The sequence below is a fragment of the Belliella calami genome (assembly GCF_022549695.1).
GTDB lineage: Bacteria > Bacteroidota > Bacteroidia > Cytophagales > Cyclobacteriaceae > Belliella > Belliella calami.
Map to the genome: position 1 here is coordinate 1 of NZ_JAKZGS010000005.1, position 24,624 is coordinate 24,624.

Consider the following 24,624-nt stretch of genomic DNA (forward strand, 5'->3'; position numbering starts at 1 on the left):
CTGACAAGGCTATTGGATAAGTTCCTGTATTGGAGCTTGCTGTTGCTGTAGTAGAAATGCTTGGTTCAGTGGAAACTTTCTCGTCTCCATTTACCAATCCATCATAAGTAAAGGTCAAGCTTGGATTTGATTCACCGTATATCTTCGATTTGTCATCAGCTATGATCGTTAATGTTTTCTGCCCTACCGTCAATGTTCCATTTGCAAGCGTGATTGCATAGTTTGCATCTGATCCACCTGACAAGGCTATTGGATAAGTTCCTGTATTGGAGCTTGCTGTTGCTGTAGTAGAAATGCTTGGTTCAGTGGAAACTTTCTCGTCTCCATTTACCAATCCATCATAAGTAAAGGTCAAGCTTGGATTGATTTCTCCATAAACTTTGGATTGATCTTCTGCTGTGATCGTTACTGCTTTCTGACCAACTGTCAATGTTCCATTTGCAAGCGTGATTGCATAGTTTGCATCTGATCCACCTGATAAGGTTATTGGATAAGTTCCTGCATCGGAGCTTGCTGTTGCTGTAGTAGAAATGCTTGGTTCGGTTGCAACTTTCTCGTCTCCATTTACCAATCCATCATATGCAAAGGTCAAGCTTGGATTTGATTCACCGTATATTTTCGATTTGTTATCAGCTGTGATCGTCAATGATTTCTGCCCTACCGTCAATGTTCCATTTGCAAGCGTGATTGCATAGTTTGCATCTGTTCCACCTGACAAGGTTATTGGATAAGTTCCTGCATCGGAGCTTGCTGTTGCTGTAGTAGAAATGCTTGGTTCAGTGGAAACTTTTGAATCTCCATTTACCAAACCATCATAAGTAAAGGTCAAGCTTGGATTGATTTCTCCATAAACTTTGGATTGATCTTCTGCTGTGATCGTTACTGCTTTCTGACCAACTGTCAATGTTCCATTTGCAAGCGTGATTGCATAGTTTGCATCTGATCCACCTGATAAGGTTATTGGATAAGTTCCTGTATTGGAACTTGCTGTTGCCGTAGTAGAAATGCTTGGTTCGGTTGCAACTTTCACGTCTCCATTTACCAATCCATCATATGTAAAGGACAAGCTTGGATTGGTTTCTCCATAAACTTTGGATTGATCTTCTGCTGTGATCGTTACTGCTTTTTGACCAACTGTCAATGTTCCATCCACAAGCGTGATTGCATAGTTTGCATCTGTTCCACCTGACAAGGTTATTGGATAAGTTCCTGCATCGGAGCTTGCTGTTGCTGTAGTAGAAATGCTTGGTTCGGTTGCAACTTTCTCGTCTCCATTTACCAATCCATCATATGCAAAGGTCAAGCTTGGATTTCCTTCACCGTATATCTTCGATTTGTTATCAGCTGTGATCGTCAATGATTTCTGCCCTACCGTCAATGTTCCATTTGCAAGCGTGATTGCATAGTTTGCATCTGATCCACCTGACAAGGTTATTGGATAAGTTCCTGTATTGGAGCTTGCTGTTGCTGTAGTAGAAATGCTTGGTTCAGTGGAAACTTTCTCATCGCCATTTACCAATCCATCATAAGTAAAGGTCAAGCTTGGGTTGGTTTCTCCATAAACTTTGGATTGATCTTCTGCTGTGATCGTTACTGCTTTTTGACCAACTGTCAATGTTCCATCCACAAGCGTGATTGCATAGTTTGCATCTGATCCACCTGACAAGGTTATTGGATAAGTTCCTGTATTGGAGCTTGCTGTTGCTGTAGTAGAAATGCTTGGTTCAGTGGAAATTTTCTCGTCTCCATTTACCAAACCATCATATGCAAAGGTCAAGCTTGGATTTGATTCACCGTATATTTTCGATTTGTCATCAGCTGTGATCGTTACTGCTTTCTGCCCTACCGTCAATGTTCCATCCACAACCGTGATTGCATAGTTTGCATCTGATCCACCTGACAAGGTTATTGGATAAGTTCCTGTATTGGAGCTTGCTGATGCTGTAGTAGAAATGCTTGGTTCAGTGGAAATTTTCTCGTCTCCATTTACCAATCCATCATATGCAAAGGTCAAGCTTGGGTTGGTTTCTCCATAAACTTTGGATTGATCTTCTGCTGTGATCGTTAATGTTTTCTGCCCTACCGTCAATGTTCCATCCACAACCGTGATTGCATAGTTTGCATCTGATCCACCTGACAAGGTTATTGGATAAGTTCCTGTATTGGAGCTTGCTGTTGCCGTAGTAGAAATGCTTGGTTCAGTGGAAATTTTCTCGTCTCCATTTACCAAACCATCATATGCAAAGGTCAAGCTTGGGTTTGATTCACCATAAACTTTGGATTGATCTTCTGCTGTGATCATTACTGCTTTTTGACCAACTGTCAATGTTCCATCCACAAGCGTAATCGCATAGTTTGCATCTGATCCACCTGATAAGGTTATTGGATAAGTTCCTGCATCGGAGCTTGCTGTTGCTGTAGTAGAAATGCTTGGTTCGGTTGCAACTTTCTCGTCTCCATTTACCAATCCATCATATGCAAAGGTCACGCTTGGATTTGATTCACCGTATATTTTCGATTTGTCATCAGCTGTGATCGTTACTGCTTTCTGGTCAACTGTCAATGTTCCATCCACAAGCGTGATTGCATAGTTTGCATCTGATCCACCTGATAAGGTTATTGGATAAGTTCCTGTAGTGGAGCTTGCTGTTGCTGTAGTAGAAATGCTTGGTTCAGTGGAAACTTCTGTATCACCATTCACCAAACCATCATATGCAAAGGTCAAGCTTGGGTTTGATTCACCGTATACTTTGGATTGATCTTCTGCTGTGATTGTAACAATTGCTTTATCTATTGCTAAAGTCCTAATCACTGGTGTTGCTTCGATAAAATTATCATCACCTGATTGGGTTGCTGTAATCTCAGTTGAACCAGCTTTCAGAATCGTCGCTTGATTTCCTGAAATTGAAACAATACTTGGATCATTTGCTGTATAAACTATGGTCAAACCTTGATCTGTCTCTTCAGCTCCCAATATGAAAGCATCATCTCCATAGATTTTATCGGAAATTTCAGGGAACGAGATTGTTTGGTTTTGTTTATTGAGAGTACGGAAATTCCATGTGTTAGAAGAAGCAAGGAAGCCGGCAAAGTCATTGTCAAAATCGTCTTTGAAAAATCCCTCAGTAATCCCTATTGAAATTGTTGTGTTCAATGCTAAGGGATTGGTTATTTTTACCAAAATAGAAAGTCTATCTTCCGAAACTTCGATCAACTCCCTTTCTTCTTGAATAGCTAAATCAAAAGATTGCAAGATGCTTCCACCACTTTCAATTGAAAGAACTCCAATGTTACCAAGAACAATTTCCTCATCAAAAGTCAACGTTAACTCTGGTGTCAATTCTACATCATCAGCATTTTTCTCTGGGCTAAATGTGGTAAGTAAAGGCGCTGTTTCGTCAGTTACTGTGATGGTAAACTCTTGTTCTGTATAGCCATTGTCATTTGCTGCACGAAGAACAACAGGATGTTCACCGATATCTGATTTTGCCGGGATTCCTGTTAATATTGCTCCAGTCTGAAGTCTGTAAACTTCATTTGTACCTTGTCTTGAATACACCAGTGAACCAGCAGCAGTCAAGGACAAACTCCAGACATTGTCGTTTGCATTTACTGAAACTGTTTCAAAAGAACTAAAGTCAGCATTATATTTTCTAACACCTCCACCAGACATTGACAAATAAAAATTCCCTGCAGCATCATTTCTAATTGAAGAAACATTATTCGGTAAATTAGTCAATACGGGGGTAACAGATGATCCGTCATATTTTATAATAGATCTTACTCCATAGGTAGCTATAAATAAATCGCCGTTTTTATCAAAAGTCATTCCAAAGGGACTATAAGATGAAAGGCCAGTTTGGTTATTGATTAGAATTTCAAAATCTTTGGTCGTTTCATTAATCTTTATTATTTCTCTACTGTTGTAGATTGCCGCATATATAAAGCCATCTTTATCTGTCAAAGACAAAGCGCCACCAGATCTTGAAAGAAAAATTTCCTCTGGTGCATTCGGATTGTCTAAAGGAATTCTAGTGATGGATTGGCTTGAATTACCATATCTAGGAATATAAACAAACCCATTTGCTATATGTAGTGCATAGACAGTACTACTCGTTAACCCTGACTTCCAACTAGTCGTCGTTCCATCAGGTTCTATCTTAAATATTTCTGTTCCGTTATTACGAATGGCAAAGACATTTCCTTCACCGTCACCCGCAACACCTGAAAGGGCTACCCACGCTGGAATATCCCCAAATCTTGAAGAAACACCTTGGCCATCACTACTGAATGTTAGCCAATTAGGTAAAGTCGTTGCAGATAAGGTTGTCTCCAATTCATTGTCAACTGTTCCAACAATGGAATAATTGTATTGCTGACTATATGGAGCTGTCAAAATTGGCGTGCTTGTGATCGTCGGAGCACTTACTTGATTCAAAGTAGTAAAAATCTCTACTCCTCCATAACTCGTCCCCTCACTATTGGTGGCATAAGCTTGGAAATAGTAAGTAGTCGAAGGACTTAATCCCGCTATCGTCTCTTGGAAAGCTCCTGTACCGCTACCAATGGTTACATTCGTCACACCTCCTTCACCTAGTATTGGCGAATTGTCCGAACTTGAATAGACAAATCCTCGTGCAGTAACATTTGCCCCACCATCATCAGAGATATTTCCATTAAGAGTTACTTCGGAAGCTAAAATGGAAGTAGCCGCATTGGTGAGTACTGTGGGAGAAGTTGCAGTATTTGCTGGCCCTATTTCTATGTCATCTATTCTGAAATTCTGAAATGAAGACCCCACAAAATTAAATTCAATCCTAATTTCATCTACTTCATTAAATGCAGGAATAGACAAAAAACTATCATTATAAATAGTTCCCGTTGTCATATTACTTCTATCCAAATTAGCATTAGAAACCTGAACTCCATTAAGGTATCCCTCATAGGTTATTTGCAAGTCACTAAAAGTCCCAAATGGCTGAACTTTTATTGACTTAAAGGAAAACGAACTTCCATCATTTGATTTGATGATAGCTCTTTTTAAATTAGCATTTGGTGATGTTCCAACCCCTTGGATAATCAACAGCTCATTACCGCTTATTGAAGTCCCTGTTACCCTAGCTGTATGGCTTGGGTTCAATGTTTCTGAAGTAATATCAAAACAAGCTACAGTAGCAGTTGCCGAACCTGTTCCAGAATTCAATTCTGTAAAAGTGCTATAAAACCCTTCAAAATCTGTAACTCCATGATTAGGAGCACAATTTGCCGCAACAACACCAGGTGCCCAACTCATAGCATCAAGAGCTATATATCTGATATTTCCAGTGCTTAAAATTGTAAATTTGTCAATTTCAATTTCACTATTGTTGTCCCCTCCAAAAGTGGACATATTGATAAAAGTATAGCCGTTTTGCGAGTTTGTAGAAGTATTGTAGCCAGAATTGACCGTATTCGTAAATTGAGTAACTCCATTCTTGCTTCCGACAATCGTAATATCACCATTGACGCCAGTAATTACACCAGTCCCTTGAGCTATAAATAGGTAAAAACTCTTCAATATAAATGCTTTATTATCGCTAGTAGCAATAGTTAAGTCTATATTATTATCTACACTTGAGGAATTATCTATAAATTTTGAATCTGCCGATGATCCGTTCCAACCATATAAATCCCCTCCTGAATTATAAATATCAAACAAGTTTGAGTTGCCTGATGATATGGTAAACTCCTGCCCATTACTTGAGAATGTCTTTGAGTTGATAGATTCATCTTCGAAGTCTTCAAGAATTGGAGATTCGGCCTTGGATGAAAATGGATGATGGAATTCAAAACCTTTTTGAATCTTTATTTTGTTGTCGGCCAAAATCAAACCTGAACAAAACAATCCCATAATCAAATAGAGTATTGTAAATGTTTTTTTCATTTTAGAAAATTTTGATAAATAATTACTATTTCTCCTATACTACCTTGATAGCTTTGACAATCAATGTCAGATGCGGAAAAACTCGCGCGGTCAAAGTGAAGTAGAAAAAAGGATTGGAAATAAATATTAAATTGGGTGAACTAAAAGGCAATTACATGCCAATTACAGGTTATACTTAATCGTCAAAGTGAAGTGTAAGATCGAAGTATAAGGTGATAGGTATTCTTGCTTTGGTGAAAACAAAATACATTTTGAATAAAAGTGTCTTAAACTAGATTTGTAAATTTTCTTCATATGCTGTGTGGTTCAATAGTTATAATTTACATTTTACAGCGATAAAAGTAATTGAAGGACTCAATATTTGTTCGATAAATATGTCTCAAAATCGGTTTTTGAAACACATAGTTAGAGAACTTCATTTTTAGGAAATTGAAATGCAGAAAATATTAGTCAAAAAATGATGTTTCAAAAAATATTTTTATGTAACAATTTAAAAGGAACAATATTTTTCATGAAAAAAGGAAAATTCAAGCAACACTATTTCAATATTTTTTCAAGCTGATGGCTTGTGAGTCCACCTCTGCTTATGTCTTTTGGGATTAAAGCTATTTGAAAACATGGGAATATATTTCCACAAATTTTCTTTTAGGAAAAGGAATTTTTAGTAAAAACATATCCAAATTTCCATTTTCAATAGTCTTTCCTCTTGGCTTGGGTTTTGCACAGTATTTGAAAAAAACACAAATGAATTTCACCCATTGGCTTACTTTTCCCTTTCGATATTTCTTTTCAAAATTCAAAAGAAGGATAGGGAAATTAGATCTTGTCCGAATGGAAATTTTTTTGGCATTTGGAAATGAAAGAGTAATTTTCATAAAAGGAAGACTGGTAGAAGCCTATAAACAAAGCAAACCATCCGAAAAAAATACAGCATTACAGAATTTTCTTGGCACATTAAGAAGATATGCTGGAAACAGTGTTTCAGATGGAAGAATTATTCTACAATATCAAGGTATCAAAGAAATATTGGTAAGCAACGAAGAAGGATTGTTTGAAACGCATCTGACTGTCCCAGCTCCTAAAAATGGGCAAAGGGACATTGCAACGTTGACCCTGATAGAAGATGAAGGAATCACCGCTGAGAAAAATTCCATAGAAGTAAGTATTAACAGGATTTCCGAAAATCATCCCACAGGTATTGTATCGGATATAGATGATACGATAGTTGTATCCCATGCGACTTCCTTAGGAAAAAAACTTTGGTTGTCGATTTCCAAAAATGCCTATACCCGAAGACCATTCCCAGGAGTGAGTGAGTTCTATGATTTACTCTCAAAGAATGGTCAAAATCCAGTTTTCTATGTATCTAGCAGTGATTGGAATCTTTTTGATCTGATTCAAGATTTTCTTGATTTCAGGACTATTCCCAAAGGTCCTATTTTACTCAAAGATCCACATGTGTCTTTGAAAAATATCTGGAAGTCTGGTGGTGGAAATCATGACCATAAGCTTGAAAAGATTAGCCAGCTCATGTCACTTTTTCCAAAGATGAAGTTTATCCTGATTGGAGATAGTGGTCAGCATGATCCTGAACTATACATTAGGATCATAGAAAAATTCCCTGATAGGGTAAAAGCAGTATATATCAGAAGAATAAAAAAAGTGGATGAAAAACGAGAGAATCAACTCAACCAATACAACTCCGAAATCCCAGTGGCTTGGGTAAAGGATTCTTTGGAAGCGATATCACATGCAAAAAACTTCCTTTAGATCAAAGTTGTCCTTGTACGTAAGATTTTCAAAATCAAAATCAAAAACCTTAACCAAACTTATAAATGCAAAAACAAGCATTGCTTATTGTAAATCCTGCTTCAGGAAATCTTGACAACAAAACTGAGCTGATTGAAGAAATTTCAAAAAACACTACGGACTATTCCATCACCGAATGGAATACAACGGGTGAAGGAGATGATCAAAAGATACTACAATTATTAGAAAATGGCACTTATGATTTGATCATGGTGGCTGGTGGCGATGGTACAATCAAACTTGTAGGATCCCAAATGGAAGGTATAAATATACCCTTACTTCCCATTCCCTTCGGATCGGCAAATGGACTGTGTTCTTGTTTGGGTATAGAAACGTGGGAAGATAGCATAAGGGCTTTGTATGGTGGAAGTATCATCAATATGGATGTACTGGACGTTAATGGTGATATTTGCCTTCATGTCTGTGACTTTGGTTTCAATGCTGGATTGATAAAGAAATTTGAAGAAAGTGATGAAAGGGGCATGGGCAGTTATTTTAAAAGTTCGTTAGCACAGGCTTTTGAAAACAATAAATACAAATTCAACATTCATGTCAATGGAGAAAGAAAAACGATAAGCGCCAAAATGCTAGTCATAGCAAATGGTGATAGATACGGCACTGGGGTTAAAATAAACCCAAATGGAAAAATGGATGATGGGAAATTTGAAATAGTTGTGCTCAATCCTGACAGTCTTAAGGAATGGATAGCCCTCAGTATTGCATTTATGAAAGAAGATTTATCTGATTTGGGTTTTGTACAAACTTACACCACAGAAAAAATCACCATAGAAAATCTTAATAACGCCTCCTGTCATGTTGATGGGGAAATCAAAGAAGATAAAAAAAACATAACAATCAAGATGAATGGCACCAAAATCAAATTTCACTCAAACCTATAAACTAAAAGGAAAAGGACTGATTGTAAGACATATGTAATTAAACTATTAACCAAAGAAAAGTATCCAAAATAAGGGTATAATAATCGAAAAAAAAGAGATGGATTTGAGCAGGATTCTATATTTTAGGAATTATTCTTAAATTGAGTTATGCATCAAATTTTGAAAACTTACTTTTTGGACAAAATCAAAGTCAGTGATGACAATTTATCCAATATATCATCTTTTTTTAAAGAGTATTCTTTTGGCAAAAACGAATTTTTGCTCAAAGAAGGAGAAGTCTGTAAGTACGTATATTTTGTGACAGCAGGTTGTCTAAGATTTTATTCTGTCAATACAGATGGAATTGAAAACACAAGATATATTGCGTTTGAAGGCAAATTCGGAACTTCATTTACAAGTCTGATTACAGGCGAAGAATCTATTGAATACATTCAGAGTTTGGAGAAAACTACATTGCTGGCCATAAGGAAAGATGATTTTTACCACTTAGTAGAGAAAGAACCCGCAGTCAACGTAATATATAGAAACATCCTTGAATCTGCTTATATCACTACACAAAAACGCATTTATGATCTGCAAGGATCAGATAGTCTCGAACGATTAAGGTGGCTTCTCAAACGTCAGCCTGATGTATTCAACAGACTTTCCAATAAGGTAATTGCAAGCTATCTTGGAATTACCCCTTATACATTGAGCCGTTTGAAAATAAATCTCTAAAAACTGAGATATTGCCATAGAGCAACATTTTTCAAAATCACATAGTCGAATTTTACATAGTATATTAAAAATGATCTATGCAAAGTTTCGATTTAGAAAAAACTAGTAGAAAATATTTTTTACTCAGTTTGCTATTGCTTTTGTCTGTTTTACAGCCAGTCTTAGCCCAACAAACTCCTCAGAAAATCCCAATCCCTACAGAATTTCTAATTGGTAATAATAGGATGTTCTATCAAATGGTAGTCAAAAGAAAATTTACATCTGAAAGTAATTTTGGGATTTTGAGTGTGTCATCACTTTCTGTGAGCTACCAGAATGATTTGGATGAATTGGATATGGCTATACCAGTACTGATGACCTATCAAGTCTACAAAGGATTCGGGTTGGTAAGTGGAATCACAGTAAACAATAGCGTTGGTGTAGCCCCCCTAATTGGCGCCCAACATTCATTTACAAACAAAAAATGGGTGTCTGTAACCATTTTTTCAGCATTTCTGAACGAATCAAAGAATATAGAGCTCTTTGGGATATATGAATACAAGCCTCAATTATCACAATCTACAAATCTTTATTCAAGGATTCAATTTATGTATATCCACAATACAAAGGACAATCATCACGCACGAAGTTTTATTCAATTTAGGGCAGGGCTAAAAAAACAAGACTTTAACTTTGGTTTAGCCGCAAATTTGGATCAATATGGAGTCCAAAAAACTTTCAAACCAAATTATGGATTATTTGTAGGTTGGGCATTTTATTGATTTCTAAACATGGATTTAAGGAATTTTGCCACTAAATAAATAAAAAGCTGACACAGCTTATTTCCGATAATATTTGATACTCACGGATATTGAACACAAGCTGACAATCAACCATACATCTAAAACTACTGGCAAATAAGCTGAATCATCAACTGCCAAGGGACAGCTACGACACATTTCCTGAAGCAACTCTTTTAGATATCATACCAAAATAGAATACAACTGCAAAACAAATCATAGGTACAATAAAGGCGATTTTGATACTTCCAAAATAATCTGAAAACTGCCCTTGGATCGCTGGCAATATAGCGCCACCTAAGATCGCCATGATCAGTCCGGCCCCTCCTACTTTGGCGTCATCTCCAAGATCCTTCAGTCCCAGACCAAAGATAGTCGGAAACATAAATGACATACATGCTGAAACCATCAAAAGACTACAAACCCCAAAAAAACCATTCCCGACAATTGATAACCCAACTAACACTATGGCTACTATTGACAAAATCTGAAGAAGGTATGCAGGACTATAAAATTTCATCAAGTAAGTAAATACAAACCTAAAAATCAAAAACAAAACCAAGGCAGCAATATAGTAAGTTGATGCATCGGCTTCGTCAAGTGCCAATTCTTCCATAATATACCTGATAGTAAATGACCAAATGCCAATTTGTGCTCCGACATAAAAGAATTGGGCTATCACTGACATGACATAATTTTTATTAACCATCAATCTGCTAAAAGAGTCACTCAGATGCAATCTACTGTCGTCTTTGGCCTGAGGCATAGTAGTAAAATAAATAATGATCCATAAAATGATCAATACGATAGCTACTCCTACATAGGGTCCCATAATCGCCTGAAGTTCTTTGGCCTGAATAAACTGAAGCGCATCCAAATCCATACTACTTCTATCTTCAAAAGATGCTGAATCCAATTTGGAAAGGATAAAATATTTGCTCAAGACAACTCCTGAAATAGATCCGATCGGGTTGAAGGATTGAGCCAAATTCAACCTTCGGGTAGCATTCTCAGGAGGTCCCAACTCAAGGATGTATGGATTGGCTGCTGTTTCCAAAATAGATAAGCCTCCTGCCAAAACAAAAAGAGCCAATAGAAAATGTCCATAGACCATTGTATTGCTTGCAGGGAAGAAAAGCAATGCACCAGCAATAAACAACCCAAGTCCAACTAATATTCCTGTCTTATAATTATACCTCTTAATCAAAAATGCTGCAGGAAGAGCCAAGCAGAAGTATGCTCCATAAAATGCACTTTGAACAAAAGATGTTTGAAAATCTGAAATGCTCAAAACCCTCTTGAAAGCTGCTAGCAAAGTATCTGTCATATTGTTGGCCAAACCCCACATAAAAAACAGGCTGGTTACTAAAACAAATGCTAGGATATTCCTTTTTCTTTTGGTCATGGGAGATGGGTTGATTGGGTTCTTGTTTTATTCTTTATAGCGAAGACCTTTGATATACCGTACCATACCAAAGGTCTCTTTCATCTTTTTACTGCTTTCTTTACTCTTGTCTTTGTCTTGTTTATCGCGTGTCGTTTCTTGCTAATCATTTTTCTCTTCTCTTGCTTCTAAACTCACTTTTTTCTCACTTCAGTTCTTCTACAATCAAATTGGCCACAGTTTCCACTCTTAATATATCAGATTGCAAAGAATAACTATTTATATGGGTATCTGTTGCAATCACTTTTTCGATTACTCCAGAATCTTGGATTTTTTGCAATGCATCATTTGTAAACAAACCGTGGGTTGTAATAGTAAAGATTTTGTTTGCCCCTGCTGATTTGTAGGCTTTGGCTGCACTGATCAATGACCCTCCTGTTCGTATCATATCGTCGTAGATTACCACATCTTTCCCATCGACATCCGCAGAAATACTGGTCACTTCTGTTTGGTCACCAGAAACTCTCCTTTTGAAGACAAAAGCCGCATTTACGCCCATATCGTTTGCCAAGGATTCTACCCATTTTGCCCTGCCAGCATCTGTGCAAGCCATCACAAAATCTTTAGAGGCCAATTCTTGAGCAACTCTAGTGATGATTGATTTGCAATATACATGGTTGATCAACACTTGTCCTTCAAAATAATGGGGAATTCCTTCTGAATGTAAGTCAAAAAACATAAAATGATTACCTTGACTTGTTCTAGGCAAGGAAGAAAACATCACTGCTCTAGATTTTGCCGTGACAACTTCCCCTTTTTTGATTGCCCTTTCCATAGTGGAATACCCAAAATATGGGAATACAATAAAAATAGACTTCGCACCATATTTAATCAAGGCGTATGCTAAATCATATATTTCCAGTGTATCGGAATCAGAAATCGTCCCTCCTATCAATACTACATCTCTTTCATAAACATCTGTAAGTATCCGCTGATATCTTTCCCCATCAGGAAATTTCATCACTTCTATTTCTCCTTTGTCAAAATCTCCAACATTCAAAACCTGATCTCTCAGGTAGCAATAGGCCTGCGTGGAAAATACAATCTTTTTATTCATTGTCGTAATTTTTCATTTTGAATACCAAATCTGTTCTCAGTTGATATAGTTTTTCTTCCAAACCAACAGGATAAATATGTGGATTGACTAGCCTTTTGTGGGTTTTGTCAAAAAATTGAAGATTCTTTTGGGTGTTTTCTTTGATCTTTTCGATAGCCGGCGGATCATATACTAGTGTTCCATTCTCAAAAATAGACTTCAAAAGAATTGTTTGTTCTATATATTCACCATTGATCTTTTTTCTTTTCGTCGGATCGATCGGGTCAATAATGGTGTAGGTATTCTTCTTCGCTAGGTCCTCTTTCAAACAGATCATGTCTGCTACGGCCTTACCATTTTTAGAAAACCTGATGACATCATGATCACCGGGGATATTGATCTTGATGGACTGTTGGGAAACTTTCACTTTGGGTTCCCAATTTCCATTTTGATCTTTGATTGCCGCGAGTTTATAAACAGCACCCAAAGCCGGCTGATCGTATGCTGTCACCAATTTGGTACCTACACCCCATACATCAATTGATGCTTCCTGCGCTTTCAGAGAGGTGATAATATGCTCATCAAGATCATTGCTAGCTACTACTTTGGCCTCGGGAAAACCGGCTTCATCGAGCATTTCTCTGGCGATATTACTGTAGTAAGCCAAATCTCCAGAATCAATTCTTACTCCAACCATCTCTTTTCCCTTTTCCCGCAAAAACTTACCTACTTCAATCGCATTTTTTATTCCATTGATGGTATCATAAGTATCCACCAAAAAAACACATTTCTCAGGAAAAGCTTCTGCATAGGCGTAAAAAGCCTCTAGCTCAGTATCAAATGACATAATCCAGCTATGAGCATGTGTTCCAGATACAGGAATGCCAAATAGTTTCCCCGCCATCACATTACTGGTAGCTGAGCATCCACCAATAAATGAAGCTCTACTCGCTGCCAAAGCCCCATCTATCCCTTGTGCCCTACGCAATCCAAACTCCAAAACAGCATCCCCTTTTGCAGCAAAAACCACCCTTGCAGCTTTTGTCGCTATCAAAGTTTGGAAATTGGTAATATTCAACAAAGCCGTCTCCAAAAGCTGACATTGGATCAGAGGTCCTTTGACTTTGATCAAAGGTGTGTGGGGAAAAATAACTGTTCCTTCTTCCACTGCCTCCAAATCGCAAGTGAATCTCATTTCACTCAAATATTCAATAAAATCAGTCTCAAAAACCACCGTGCCATCGGAATTTTTCATCTCGCTCAGATAATCCAAATCCCCCTTATTGAAAGCGAAACTATTGCAGAAATCTATCACATATTCAAGACCCGCTGCTATTGTAAATCCACTTTGGAAGGGGTTTTTCCTAAAGAAAAGGTTGAATATGGCTTCTTGTTCTGCTTTTCCAGACTTCCAATATGCATAAGCCATGGTAAGCTGATAAAAGTCTGTCAAAAGTGCTAAGGAACCTTGGTAGAGGTCTTTTGTGATTTTCATTCTTTTTGAATTTTGGCTGGATTAAGTTTTATAGGTTCTGTTTTAAATAGCTATTAAAGCATGCTTTTGATCAATATTAATGCTTTTACACCATCCTTCATTATATTATCCTAAAAATCCATATTTAGAATAATCCAAATCAAATCACTTAAAAAAAGTTATCTAAATCAATGTTACACTTAACTTTCAAATGACTTTCAGCTTTGGAATTCTCAAATATAGCAGTTATCATCTCTTTTTTACTTAATTGACAAAAGCAAAGAAATTATTACGTTCTGAAAAAAAAATTAGTATGTTTTAGTTTTTGAAAATTGGTAAAGTTTAGACTTATACCACGATAAATATAATACTACTTTTTATGATTTTTTCACAAATGTAATGACTGATAAATGCAACTTGATCACATATTAATTTCGCATATACATTTTTATACACCTTTTGTTTATGATGTGAAAAATTGTTAAAAAACTAGTACAGTTATTGAAAAGCAAATTAAAACATCAACAAAAAATAATTCAATCACCTGAATTGTAAAATTTAAAAACCAAAATCACATGAAAATTTCTAAAAACATCCTTAAGCTTCTAACGCTTGCGTTAGCAATTGGCTTTACATCATGCAACAATGACGATGATCCGCTTGGAAGCGGTGAAGGGAAACTTGGCTTTGCCTTTGTGTTAAACAATGGGACTCAATCGTCTCAAAATGGTAGAGTTGCAAACAGCAATCTGACTATTGAAAGTGGTTTCATTCAAATCAAAGAATTGGAATTGGAAGTTGAGGGAAGAAGAGAGTCGGGTAATTTCTCCAAAGAAATTGAGATCAAATTCAATGATATCAGGAAAATTTCCTTTAACGAATTCGACGAGTCCACAGACTTTATTATCAATATTGAAGCTGGTGAGTACAGGGAGATTGAAATAGAATTGGACCTGATTGATTATAGAAACGAACCTTCGATATTCATAGAAGGAACCTATTCATTTGCAGATGGTTCCACTGCACCATTGATTTATGAGTATTTTGGTGATGATATTGATTTCGAAGTTGAAATAGAATCTGAGGGTCAGTTTTTTACGATTGATGCAAGAAATAATCCACTTGCATTGTTCGAAATCAATGCAAATAATTGGTTTAGGGGAATTTCAGACGCTGATTTTGAGAGTGCAGAATTGGTAAATGGAACTTTACTTATCAACAGGAATACAAATAGAAACATTTACAATAGAGTAAGTGATAACATAGAGGAATTTGCAGATATCGAAATCGAATTGAAAAATTAGGAATAAAACGAGATTAGAATCCAGAAATAAACACCCATCCATCTGTAAAAATGGATGGGTGTTTTTACTTTTTCGAAGTTACATTCAAAATCACTCCTGCCAAAACCAGCACCATCCCCATGTATGTAATCAAACTATAGGTCTCATCAAAAATCAAAAAACCAAAACTCAAGGCATAGATGATTCCTACATAGCTCAAACTTGCCACTTTGGAAAGATTCGCATTCTGATATGCTAAAGTCATAAAATATTGGGCTGCCTGTGTCAAAACACCAACAATCACCAAAACCAACCAATCCCAACCAGTAGGCATCACCCAAAAAAAGTAGGATACTATCGCTGCTATTGGCGTGGTGATCAAAGGGAAATAGAACATAATTACCAATGGATGTTCTGAATTTTTCAATCTTCTGATCACATTGTAAGCCACACCCATTGCCAAGGACGCGATCAATCCAATCCCCAAGTCAAATGCACTAATCCGAGGATCAAAACCTTCGATAATGACCACTCCTAAGAAAGAAATCCCGAAATAAATGTATTTCCTTTTAGCTACTTTTTCCTTAACTATAAAAATCCCCAGTATGGTGGTAAATATCGGAGCTAGGTAATTTATCGTCACAGCACTTGCCAAAGGGATCGTTTGAAGATTGTAAAAGAATGCTATGAGACCAACAGAACCTGCTATACCTCGAAGGATCAATAAAGATCTATTATTTCCCAAAAGTGGAATATTGAGTCTTTTCAAGACAAAATAGGTCATAAAAAAGCTCATAACTGATCTGAACAAGATAATCTCAATTGCAGGGATGTGAGGAATCAATTTTACCGCAACATTCATCAATGAAAACAGAAATCCTGCCAACAGCATGTGCTGTACACTTTTTTTACTCAAAGCTTAATTTTTAAAATTATGAATTGATGATATAACCCTTTTGAATGGCTTTAGTTCCAAATTGACTTAAGTTGAACATTATGAACGAATTTTAGTTTAACCATGTACAAAAACAAATAACATGGCACTCAAGATCGGTCAAAAAGCACCAAACTTTACTTTACCTTCCACATCTGGAAATGATTTTACATTAAATAAAGATGCAGCAGGTAAGTCTTGCATCATCTACTTTTATCCAAAAGACTTCACCAGAGTATGTACAGCTGAAGCTTGTGATTTTAGAGATCAATTTGCAGCTTTTAGAGATCTCGACATTCCTGTCTATGGCATCAGTCGGGATTCAATCGAAACCCATCTCAAGTTCCAAAAAGAATTCAAACTACCCTTTGAGCTACTGAGCGATGGAAAAGGAGATGTTTGCAAAGCATATGATGCTTTAATTCCCTTGGTCAGAATGCCAAAAAGGATTACCTATTTACTTGATAGCAATCATATTGTTCAAGGCGCATATTCAGACATGTTTGAGTCAAAAAAACATGTTGATGAGATGTTGGGAGTATTGAAAAGGGAATAATACTTTTATTGAATCATTAAAGCCCCGAAACAATCTTCCCGTCTTGCATCGTCAGCATTCTATCTGCCATCTCTGCCAATTCTTGGTTGTGGGTGACAATTACAAAGGATTGACCAAACTCATCGCGAAGCCTAAAAAACAGCTCATGTAGATCTTGTGCACTCTTTGAGTCAAGGTTTCCACTTGGTTCATCAGCAAAAATGATTTTAGGGTCATTGATCAGCGCACGAGCTACAGCAATTCTTTGTTGTTCTCCTCCAGATAGTTCCGAAGGCTTGTGTTGCAATCTTCCTTCTACTCCCAAGATCATGGCAAGTTCTTTTGCCCTGCTTTTAAGTTCTTTTTCATTTCTTCCAGCGATCAAACCTGGAATAATGATGTTCTCTTCTCCTGTAAACTCAGGCAAAAGGTTGTGAAATTGAAAAATGAATCCTATTTCCCTATTTCTAAACTCTGCTAATTTATCGCCTTTAAGTTTTGTGACATTGGTTTCCCCAACTTTCACATCACCCTTGTCGGCTTCATCCAAGGTGCCCAAGATATGTAAAAGTGTGCTTTTTCCTGCACCCGAAGCCCCTACTATAGAAACCACTTCACCTTGACTGATCATAACATCCACTCCCTTAAGCACATGCAGATCACCATAATATTTCTCTATTCCTTTTGCTACCAGCATAGTCAAGTTTTAAAACATTCAAAATTACAACCTATAAGAAGTATTCCGTCAAAATTGCTAAATATTTACCAAAACAGACTGTTTTTAACTTGAAAAATCGAGTTGAAGGCCTTAACTTCGTGCAAAAATTTCACAAGGATGAATATACACGAATATCAAGCAAAAGAAGTTTTAAAAAGTTATGGAGTGAAAATCCAGGAAGGTATCGTAGCAGATACTCCTGAAGCAGCACTTGAAGCGGCCAAAAAACTCAATGCAGAGACAGGCACTTCATGGTATGTGATCAAAGCACAAATCCATGCCGGTGGACGTGGTAAGGGCAAAGTTCAGGAAACAGATTCCAACGGTGTGGTTCTTGCCAAAAAATTGGAAGATGTTGCTGAAAAAGCCAAAAACATTCTTGGGGGAACTTTGGTGACAATCCAAACAGGTCCTGAAGGAAAAAAAGTAAATAAGGTGCTCGTAGCTCAGGATGTTTATTATCCAGGTGCTTCTGAACCAAAAGAATATTATTTATCCATCCTTTTGGATAGAGCGAAAGGTTGCAATGTAATCATGGCTTCTACTGAAGGCGGTATGGACATCGAGGAAGTTGCAGAGAAAACTCCTGAAAAAATCATCAAGGAATGGATAGATCCTAAAGTTGGTTTGCAAGGTTTCCAAGCTAGAAAAGTAGCTTTCAAGCTTGGTCTTGAAGGAAATGCATTCAAAGAAATGGTGAAATTTATCACAGCTCTTTATGCTGCTTATGAAGGAACTGACTCCTCTCAATTTGAGATCAACCCAGTATTGAAAACATCAGATGATCAAATTTTGGCAGTTGATGCTAAAGTTAACATAGATGACAATGCATTATATAGACAAAAAAATCTTGCAGCTTTGAGAGATATTGCTGAAGAAGATCCTTTGGAGGTAGAAGCTGCTGAATCAGGTTTGAACTATGTGAAACTTGACGGAAACGTAGGTTGTATGGTAAATGGCGCTGGTCTAGCGATGGCGACTATGGATATGATCAAGCTTTCTGGTGGAGAACCGGCTAACTTCCTAGATGTGGGTGGCGGGGCAAATGCTACTACTGTTGAAGCTGGATTTAGAATTATCTTGAAAGATCCAAATGTAAAAGCTATCCTTATCAATGTATTCGGTGGTATCGTAAGATGTGACAGAATTGCAAATGGTGTGGTAGAAGCTTACAAGTCTATCGGTGATATTCAAGTACCTATCATCGTAAGGTTGCAAGGAACAAACGCTGAAGAAGGTGCAAAAATCATCGATGAATCAGGATTGAAAGTTTCTTCTGCGATCACTTTGAAAGAAGCTGCAGAAAGAGTAAAAGAGGCAATCGCCTAATATAAAACCATATTTTAGAAGGGATTGAACTTGATTCAGTCCCTTTTCTAGCGCTCGTAGTTCAACTGGATAGAATATCAGATTTCGGCTCTGAGGGTTGAGGGTTCGAATCCTTCCGAGCGCACTAAAGTTGTCATTAAATCTTTCAAAATTGATTTTCCCAATTCGATTTCCTGAGATTTAAGAAAGTAAGAAAAAGCTAAAAAGTGCCAAATTAAGCAATAGAGGTACTTTTTTTATCAATTATTTAATATTTGGTCTTTCAAAAGCCCCCTTGGTTGACGAGGTGAGCTTTTTGATTTTTGGTGGTAAAACAACCAAATTTTTCAAAAATCCCTCTATTTAAAAAGCGTCATCCGTGGAGTCATTTTATTTTGAAAAAAAGACGCAACGAAACATAGATAAAAACCTGATTATAAGCATGTTCTAAGATCGAACATCTTGTGTTTTGAACCCTGTTTTAGTATGTTTAATTCTTAATTGTAAAAGCCATGTTAGAGTCAAGTTTCGGGATGTTTTTCTTTTTGAAAACCTCCAAGTCAAAAAAAGCTAAAAGTCATTATATCTATATCAGGATAACAGTGGATAAAAGTTCAGTAGAGTTATCGACTAAAAGAACATGGGTCCCTAGTAAATGGAATAGCCGATTGGGCCGTGCAACTGGAAAAACCGAAGATGACAGGATCCTAAATACATTTCTAGATTCATATCAATTTAAAGTATTGCAAGCAAAAAAACACCTTATGGATACAGAAAAGGAGATTTCTGCAATAAATTTAAAGAATGTATTGCTCGGTATTACAGACGATCGAAAGATGATTTTGGAATTATTTCAGGAACACAATGAAAGGATGGAAAGCCTTGTTGGCAAAGAATTCGCACATGGAACTTTCAAAAGATACATGACAGCATTTAGGCACACACGTTCATTTATCCAATGGAAGTTTGGGAAACCAGATATTGAAATCAGAAAGTTAGATTATGAATTTTTGGCTGACTTTTCTTATTGGTTTAGAAGTGTGAAAAACTGTAGCCATAATACCACTGTTAAATATTTAATCTATTTCAAGAAAATAGTTTTACTCTGTGTAAAAAAAGGTTGGATACTTCGTGATCCTTTTATTGATTTTAATTTAGCCAGCAAGGAAGTTATAAGAGAAATTCTCACTAAAGAGGAATTAGATTTAATAAAATCGAAAGAGTTTTCAATATTCAGGTTAGATAATGTTAGAGATATATTTCTTTTTTCTTGTTATACAGGTCTAGCTTACATAGATGTTAAAAACCTGAAAAGGCAACAGATTATTAATGGTATTGACGGTGAGAAATGGATATTTACGCAAAGACAAAAAACTCAATCACCTACTCGGTTACCACTGTTACCAAAAGCGCTGGAGATTGTAGAAAAATACAAGGATCATGCGGAATGTTTAGCTAGTGGGAATGTTCTTCCTGTATTGAGTAACCAAAAAATGAATGCTTACTTAAAAGAAATTGCCGATATCTGTGGTATAGAATACCCTTACTACCTGGTTGGCATTGACACCGATGGCATTGATTTCCTGGTGGATCAGGGAAAGTTTATCAAGAAACACATCAAGACTTTTGTCGTAGGTGGTAACCACCAGTTTCTGCTTGCATAATATGTCTCTGATAAGGCTGCTCATCGTCTGGTTCTGGGAAAGTATGGTCAGCAATTCTTGGAACTTGGTTTCTGAGATTCTGCTTTCTACCCTTCGGGTCAGGTTGTTTATTTTGTTTTCTGGCATTATGTATTTGCATTTGAGAATTAAGGTCTTTAACTATCGTCTCGAACTGTGTTGGGGCTTTGGCTTTACAGGATTCTTAGATTTTGATTTAACTAGAACCCACTTCAAGCCATCAGTATCCAAGGTTTCCTATCCACTGTTTGGCAAAAGGTTTCCAGTCTAAAATTGGTACTCCGCTGTCTGTTCTCCACCCTACTGATTCATGGAAGTAATAAAACAGTTCTGCCTCCTCTAATGGTACCTTTCTTTCATAAAAGAATGACTGGATTTGTCCAATCGCTGGATAGACATTGATGCTATTTTCAAAATGGGTTTTCATACTTACCGCTTCCATGGTTTTGTTTTAGTTTGGTTGGATATAAATTTTGGAAACAGGAAATGAAATTTATCAGTATTGCTACTGAAGGTGGGAGAAAAATCCTTTTGCAAAAATGATTTTGCGTTTGGAAAAACGGCCTAAAACGGAAAGTTGAGAACTATCAAAATGTCAAGTTTTAGGATTCAAAAACTTGATAAAAATTCCAATTGGTATTCCTGATTTTTTAAGAAATTCTTAATTATTGATACCGGAAAAACATAATATTTTTGCCTCGTTCATTTTACTTGAAAATTTTGGTTGAAATCATCTAAATCATTTTGGTCAAAAACAGAACTAAGCATTACTTTTAACTGGTATGAAAATTGAGATAATACAACAATATTTTATACCTTTGTAAAAAAAATAGCGTGGAAAAGCGGATCAACATAGCAGAACTGTTCCCAAAGTATTTATTTTGGGATATGGATACCAACAAGCTATCCGTTAAAAAAGACAAGGCTCTTATTATTCCAAGGGCTCTATTTGCAACCACAAAAAATAGTTTTGAGGAAGATATCCAAAAATTGGAAAACCTGTACTCGCATGAAGTCATTGTTTCTATTTTAAGAAACACAAAAGAGCTTATTAGTAATGAAGTTTGCACCCTTGTATCTGATCGCTACAATACCAAGCCATTTTTCCGGTACACTCTATGAAAAAAGCAGTATCATCCATACTGCTCAACACCATAAAAGAATTACAAAGCTTACAAAGTCTTGAAAAATTTTCTTTAGCTGGAGGTACAAATCTAGCATTGCGCTTCAACCATCGTGAATCTGTTGACATTGATCTGTTTTGTACAGAGATAATTGGATTTAAAGGCTTCAAGAGTATTCAACAGGAAGTTGAAAATTATTTTAGAGACAATGCATTTAGTTTTATTGACCCTACCAACATTAACGACCAATATACTTTTTTGCGATTCTTCATCAAGTGCAACTCAGTGGTAATCAAAGTAGACTTGATACAAAATATGAAGACAATGGATCCTATTGAGGAAATCGAAGGTATCCGATTATTTTCATTAAGGGATATTGGTTTGTTTAAATTGCTCAGTGCTTCAAGTCGACCTGCCAAAAAAGACATTTATGATTTGTACTATATCACAGAACAAATCCCAATAATTGAATTGTATCAAACACTTTTAGAAAAGTATACTAGGTTTAATGGAGAAAAAGATAGAAGTATCTTTGATTTAGACAAAGAAGAAAATGCAATTCACAATCCTTTATTGTTATTAAGGTTTGACAGTAACTACAAATTAAGTAAAGATAAGATGATGCATTCCCATGATAACATCATCATTATGGAAAACTCAGTCTCATGGAGGATGGCAAGTATTCATTGGAGGATGCAAATAAGAAGATTATGTTTACATTTAAACATTGAATATCCCTCTCCAAGAAAACACTAATTGATTGTATTTTTGAATCATTTTATAGACCCAAATCCAAATAAAGAAAAAGACTTCCGAGCGCACTAAAGTTGCCGTTAAATCTTTCAAAATTGATTTTTCCAATTCGATTTCCTGAGATTTAAGAAAGTAAGAAAAAGCTAAAAAGCGCCAAATTAAGTAATAAAGGCACTTTTTTAATCAATTATTTAACATTTGGTCTTTCAAAAGCCCCCTTGGTTGACGAGGTGGGCTTTTTGATTTTTGGTGGTAAAACAACCAAATTTTTCAAAAATCCCTCTATTTAAAAAGCGTCATCCGTGGAGTCATTTTATTTTGTTTAGAACAGAAAGTTGAGATTAGTTAAGAAGTAAATCGATGAATTGGATTTAACCAATCAGGATTGGAAAATTAAAAAAACCCATCCAATACTCAATTGAATGGGTTTTATTTAATATGCTCTAAGCTCTTTGTTGGCAAAGTCAATCACGTATTTGAATAAGCTGCTCCAAATAAACTTGACCTTCTTCTCCTTTTATTTGGTAGGTCATCTGACTGTTTTCCCAGTCAAATTCTACCAAGCCATAATGAAGTGAAGCAATCAACCCTCCAACTCTATATGGGTTGTACTCTTCTTTGTAAGTCTTCCATACGTGAGTCATCCCACTTGATGTGATCTCATACAGAGCATTAGGAAACCTACTGTCCTTCAGTCTTGATATTTCTGCAATATGTCTATCTCCACTTATCAATACAGGATTTTTAGCTTTTGAGCTTTCAATTAGCTTAAACAACCTTTCTCGTTCTTTGGGAAAATTCTCCCATTTCTCAAATGGGTGTGCTGTTGGAATAAATTGAATTCCTGAAGCAATAATATTTACTTGCGCCTTACTTTTACCCAATTCTGAAGCCAACCATTCCCATTGTTCTTCACCAAGAATGGACCCTTCCAAATTTGGTAGGTATTCACCGTTTTCACGATATAGGGAGTCCCTGTTATATCTGGCATCCAAAAGAAAAACCTTGACTTTTTCATTTCCACCACCAAATTCATGAACAGCATAAACCCCACTCTGCTTTCTACGTGGACTATCTTTTGCCTCATCTAGAAAATCAAGCATCAATTCCATGGAAGCCTCTTTTTGGGCATAGAACTTTCCTCCGTCATTGATACCATAATCATGATCATCCCAAACACCGATAACTTTGGCCGACTTTTTAAGATTTCGATATCCATCTACCATATTTTGGGCATCATATTTTGATTTTAGCAATTCCATATCATCGGTATCACCATACACATTATCTCCCAACCAAAGAAACACATCTGGTTTATCTAAACCGATGGGTCCCCAAAGTGGCTGCGGGAGATCATGCTTGTTGCAGGATCCAAAAGCAATTTTGCTGATCTGTTGGGCAAAGGAAGAAAATTCTATGGCTAGCATTGTAATGATGCACAGCCCAATCGTTTTTAATTTTATAGTTATCATGTTTTTTATTAATTCAAATTATTTAGATAAGTCAGTTTCTAATCTGTGCGTTTTAGCTTTTGCTTCCATACTTTTCATCAATTTTGAGACAGTTTGCCTACAGATCCCAGTCATTTGAGATATATCAACTTTATGCAATAGATCTGGTATAAAAACCTTACATGACCGGGCATCAATAATAGTATCATCAAACTCTTTGAAAATAGCTTTTATCCTTTCTGATGGGGAGAGTGTGCATATTTTGAACAAGCGGGTTTCCATTCGACACCAACGCTGTATGACAGACTTGTTGAACCAATCAGACACCTTCGGGTCAAAGACTATCATTTTCTTATAAAATGAAAGCTCATAAGATACAACCCTACAATCAGTCAATGCTTTGGCAAATTCAAAGAATTGCCCATTTAGATATCTGAGGTTACCAAACACTTCATTTTTGTAAAGGATGTCATAGCATACTTCTTCCCCGTCCTCGGAATACGTCCCGATTTTTATAGCTCCCTCAAAGATTTGAAACATCTCATTAGGTTTATGCGGAGGGTTATACAGATACTCACCCTTTTTGTAATATTGCTCTTTTATCAATTGTCTGGCTTCTTCTTTGGAAAGTTGGCTCTGAAAATAAGAGAGGACATCCATGGCTTTTTTCTTCAAAATTCAGGAAGTGTAGTGACATAATCACCCCACTTCCTAAAACTTCATGATAACTTAAACCGCACTTAACATAAAGTTCC

General features: G+C 36.4%; 19 protein-coding genes, 1 tRNA gene and 1 pseudogene. 11 read left to right on the top strand and 10 right to left on the bottom strand.

All coding sequences use genetic code 11. From position 1 onward, the window contains the following. Positions 1–5,923, bottom strand: a 5,923-nt coding sequence (locus MM236_RS08400; protein WP_241274522.1) for an MBG domain-containing protein, incomplete at its 3' end; no start/stop codon positions are given. A gap of 831 nt (positions 5,924–6,754) precedes the next feature. On the opposite strand from MM236_RS08400, the gene MM236_RS08405 reads away from it, so the two are divergent. From MM236_RS08405 to MM236_RS08420, 4 genes are all read left to right on the top strand, one after another. Next, positions 6,755–7,693: an App1 family protein phosphatidate phosphatase gene (locus MM236_RS08405; protein ID WP_241274523.1), complete on the top strand. Its 939-nt coding sequence runs from the start codon at positions 6,755–6,757 to the stop codon at positions 7,691–7,693. Positions 7,694–7,758: 65 nt separating this feature from the next. Continuing rightward, positions 7,759–8,631, top strand: coding sequence for a diacylglycerol/lipid kinase family protein (locus tag MM236_RS08410; protein WP_241274524.1), 873 nt, complete (start codon positions 7,759–7,761; stop codon positions 8,629–8,631). Positions 8,632–8,790: 159 nt separating this feature from the next. Continuing rightward, on the top strand, positions 8,791–9,348 hold the full coding sequence (locus MM236_RS19845; protein ID WP_241274525.1) for a Crp/Fnr family transcriptional regulator: 558 nt from the start codon (positions 8,791–8,793) through the stop codon (positions 9,346–9,348). Positions 9,349–9,425: 77 nt separating this feature from the next. Then, the gene (locus MM236_RS08420) at positions 9,426–10,109 is read left to right on the top strand and encodes a hypothetical protein (RefSeq protein ID WP_241274526.1); all 684 of its coding nucleotides are present in this window, start codon (positions 9,426–9,428) and stop codon (positions 10,107–10,109) included. Positions 10,110–10,275: 166 nt separating this feature from the next. Here the strand turns inward: MM236_RS08420 and fucP are convergent, their stop codons facing one another. From fucP to MM236_RS08435, 3 genes are all read right to left on the bottom strand, one after another. Beyond that, positions 10,276–11,532: an L-fucose:H+ symporter permease gene (gene fucP / locus MM236_RS08425; protein ID WP_241274527.1), complete on the bottom strand. Its 1,257-nt coding sequence runs from the start codon at positions 11,530–11,532 to the stop codon at positions 10,276–10,278. Between the two features lie 184 nt (positions 11,533–11,716). Then, positions 11,717–12,628 carry a ribose-phosphate diphosphokinase gene (prs, locus tag MM236_RS08430; protein WP_241274528.1) on the bottom strand — a complete coding sequence of 304 codons (912 nt, stop codon included), beginning with the start codon at positions 12,626–12,628 and terminating at the stop codon, positions 11,717–11,719. Further along, positions 12,621–14,102 carry a nicotinate phosphoribosyltransferase gene (locus MM236_RS08435; protein ID WP_241274529.1) on the bottom strand — a complete coding sequence of 494 codons (1,482 nt, stop codon included), beginning with the start codon at positions 14,100–14,102 and terminating at the stop codon, positions 12,621–12,623. Before MM236_RS08435 ends, prs begins: the two co-directional genes overlap by 8 nt. A 554-nt stretch (positions 14,103–14,656) precedes the next feature. Here MM236_RS08435 and MM236_RS08440 point away from each other — a divergent pair. Next, complete coding sequence (locus tag MM236_RS08440) at positions 14,657–15,385, top strand: hypothetical protein (protein ID WP_241274530.1); 729 nt, start codon at positions 14,657–14,659, stop codon at positions 15,383–15,385. A 64-nt stretch (positions 15,386–15,449) separates the two neighbouring features. Here the strand turns inward: MM236_RS08440 and MM236_RS08445 are convergent, their stop codons facing one another. Continuing rightward, a complete protein-coding gene (locus MM236_RS08445) occupies positions 15,450–16,256 on the bottom strand; it encodes a DMT family transporter (RefSeq protein ID WP_241274654.1) in 807 nt (268 codons plus the stop codon). A 145-nt stretch (positions 16,257–16,401) separates the two neighbouring features. Here MM236_RS08445 and MM236_RS08450 point away from each other — a divergent pair, with 145 nt between their 5' ends. Next, on the top strand, positions 16,402–16,854 hold the full coding sequence (locus MM236_RS08450; RefSeq protein WP_241274531.1) for a peroxiredoxin: 453 nt from the start codon (positions 16,402–16,404) through the stop codon (positions 16,852–16,854). A gap of 16 nt (positions 16,855–16,870) precedes the next feature. Here MM236_RS08450 and MM236_RS08455 read toward each other — a convergent pair whose 3' ends face one another. Further along, positions 16,871–17,530, bottom strand: a complete 660-nt coding sequence (locus MM236_RS08455) for an ABC transporter ATP-binding protein (protein ID WP_241274532.1) — start codon at positions 17,528–17,530, stop codon at positions 16,871–16,873. Positions 17,531–17,668: 138 nt separating this feature from the next. Between MM236_RS08455 and sucC the strand changes: the two genes are divergently transcribed. The 3 genes from sucC (at position 17,669) to MM236_RS08470 (ending at position 20,523) form a co-directional block, all read left to right on the top strand. Then, a complete protein-coding gene (sucC, locus tag MM236_RS08460) occupies positions 17,669–18,880 on the top strand; it encodes an ADP-forming succinate--CoA ligase subunit beta (protein ID WP_241274533.1) in 1,212 nt (403 codons plus the stop codon). A gap of 50 nt (positions 18,881–18,930) precedes the next feature. Beyond that, positions 18,931–19,004: transfer RNA gene (locus MM236_RS08465), tRNA-Arg, on the top strand. A 367-nt stretch (positions 19,005–19,371) separates the two neighbouring features. Further along, positions 19,372–20,523 carry a site-specific integrase gene (locus MM236_RS08470; RefSeq protein WP_241274534.1) on the top strand — a complete coding sequence of 384 codons (1,152 nt, stop codon included), beginning with the start codon at positions 19,372–19,374 and terminating at the stop codon, positions 20,521–20,523. On the opposite strand, the pseudogene MM236_RS19775 reads toward MM236_RS08470, so the two are convergent. Together MM236_RS19775 and MM236_RS08475 are read right to left on the bottom strand one after the other, a co-directional pair. Next, positions 20,449–20,649 (bottom strand): annotated as a pseudogene (locus MM236_RS19775) (hypothetical protein); the annotation flags it as partial. The gene MM236_RS08470 and the pseudogene MM236_RS19775 sit on opposite strands and share 75 nt — an antisense overlap. Before the next feature lie 112 nt (positions 20,650–20,761). Beyond that, a complete protein-coding gene (locus tag MM236_RS08475; RefSeq protein ID WP_241274535.1) occupies positions 20,762–20,983 on the bottom strand; it encodes a hypothetical protein in 222 nt (73 codons plus the stop codon). Between the two features lie 392 nt (positions 20,984–21,375). Between MM236_RS08475 and MM236_RS19850 the strand changes: the two genes are divergently transcribed. Next, positions 21,376–21,663 (top strand): DUF6922 domain-containing protein, encoded by a 288-nt coding sequence (locus MM236_RS19850; protein WP_439648014.1) that lies wholly within the window; start codon positions 21,376–21,378, stop codon positions 21,661–21,663. Continuing rightward, a complete protein-coding gene (locus MM236_RS08480; protein ID WP_241274536.1) occupies positions 21,660–22,421 on the top strand; it encodes a nucleotidyl transferase AbiEii/AbiGii toxin family protein in 762 nt (253 codons plus the stop codon). Before MM236_RS19850 ends, MM236_RS08480 begins: the two co-directional genes overlap by 4 nt. Before the next feature lie 461 nt (positions 22,422–22,882). On the opposite strand, the gene MM236_RS08485 is transcribed toward MM236_RS08480, so the two are convergent. Then, positions 22,883–23,890 (bottom strand): alkaline phosphatase D family protein, encoded by a 1,008-nt coding sequence (locus MM236_RS08485; RefSeq protein WP_241274537.1) that lies wholly within the window; start codon positions 23,888–23,890, stop codon positions 22,883–22,885. Between the two features lie 18 nt (positions 23,891–23,908). Next, complete coding sequence (locus tag MM236_RS08490) at positions 23,909–24,544, bottom strand: Crp/Fnr family transcriptional regulator (RefSeq protein ID WP_241274538.1); 636 nt, start codon at positions 24,542–24,544, stop codon at positions 23,909–23,911. Positions 24,545–24,624 lie beyond the last annotated feature (80 nt).

Bases quoted from the DNA above. Each gene is read 5' to 3' on its own strand.
- MM236_RS08475 (WP_241274535.1), bottom strand. From the start codon at position 20,983: ATGGAAGCGGTAAGTATGAAAACCCATTTTGAAAATAGCATCAATGTC.
- MM236_RS08440 (WP_241274530.1), top strand. From the start codon at position 14,657: ATGAAAATTTCTAAAAACATCCTTAAGCTTCTAACGCTTGCGTTAGCA.
- sucC (WP_241274533.1), top strand. From the start codon at position 17,669: ATGAATATACACGAATATCAAGCAAAAGAAGTTTTAAAAAGTTATGGA.
- MM236_RS08470 (WP_241274534.1), top strand. From the start codon at position 19,372: ATGTTAGAGTCAAGTTTCGGGATGTTTTTCTTTTTGAAAACCTCCAAG.
- MM236_RS08485 (WP_241274537.1), bottom strand. From the start codon at position 23,890: ATGATAACTATAAAATTAAAAACGATTGGGCTGTGCATCATTACAATG.
- prs (WP_241274528.1), bottom strand. From the start codon at position 12,628: ATGAATAAAAAGATTGTATTTTCCACGCAGGCCTATTGCTACCTGAGA.
- fucP (WP_241274527.1), bottom strand. From the start codon at position 11,532: ATGACCAAAAGAAAAAGGAATATCCTAGCATTTGTTTTAGTAACCAGC.
- MM236_RS08450 (WP_241274531.1), top strand. From the start codon at position 16,402: ATGGCACTCAAGATCGGTCAAAAAGCACCAAACTTTACTTTACCTTCC.
- MM236_RS08405 (WP_241274523.1), top strand. From the start codon at position 6,755: ATGGAAATTTTTTTGGCATTTGGAAATGAAAGAGTAATTTTCATAAAA.
- MM236_RS08410 (WP_241274524.1), top strand. From the start codon at position 7,759: ATGCAAAAACAAGCATTGCTTATTGTAAATCCTGCTTCAGGAAATCTT.
- MM236_RS08455 (WP_241274532.1), bottom strand. From the start codon at position 17,530: ATGCTGGTAGCAAAAGGAATAGAGAAATATTATGGTGATCTGCATGTG.
- MM236_RS08420 (WP_241274526.1), top strand. From the start codon at position 9,426: ATGCAAAGTTTCGATTTAGAAAAAACTAGTAGAAAATATTTTTTACTC.
- MM236_RS08480 (WP_241274536.1), top strand. From the start codon at position 21,660: ATGAAAAAAGCAGTATCATCCATACTGCTCAACACCATAAAAGAATTA.
- MM236_RS08435 (WP_241274529.1), bottom strand. From the start codon at position 14,102: ATGAAAATCACAAAAGACCTCTACCAAGGTTCCTTAGCACTTTTGACA.
- MM236_RS08445 (WP_241274654.1), bottom strand. From the start codon at position 16,256: ATGCTGTTGGCAGGATTTCTGTTTTCATTGATGAATGTTGCGGTAAAA.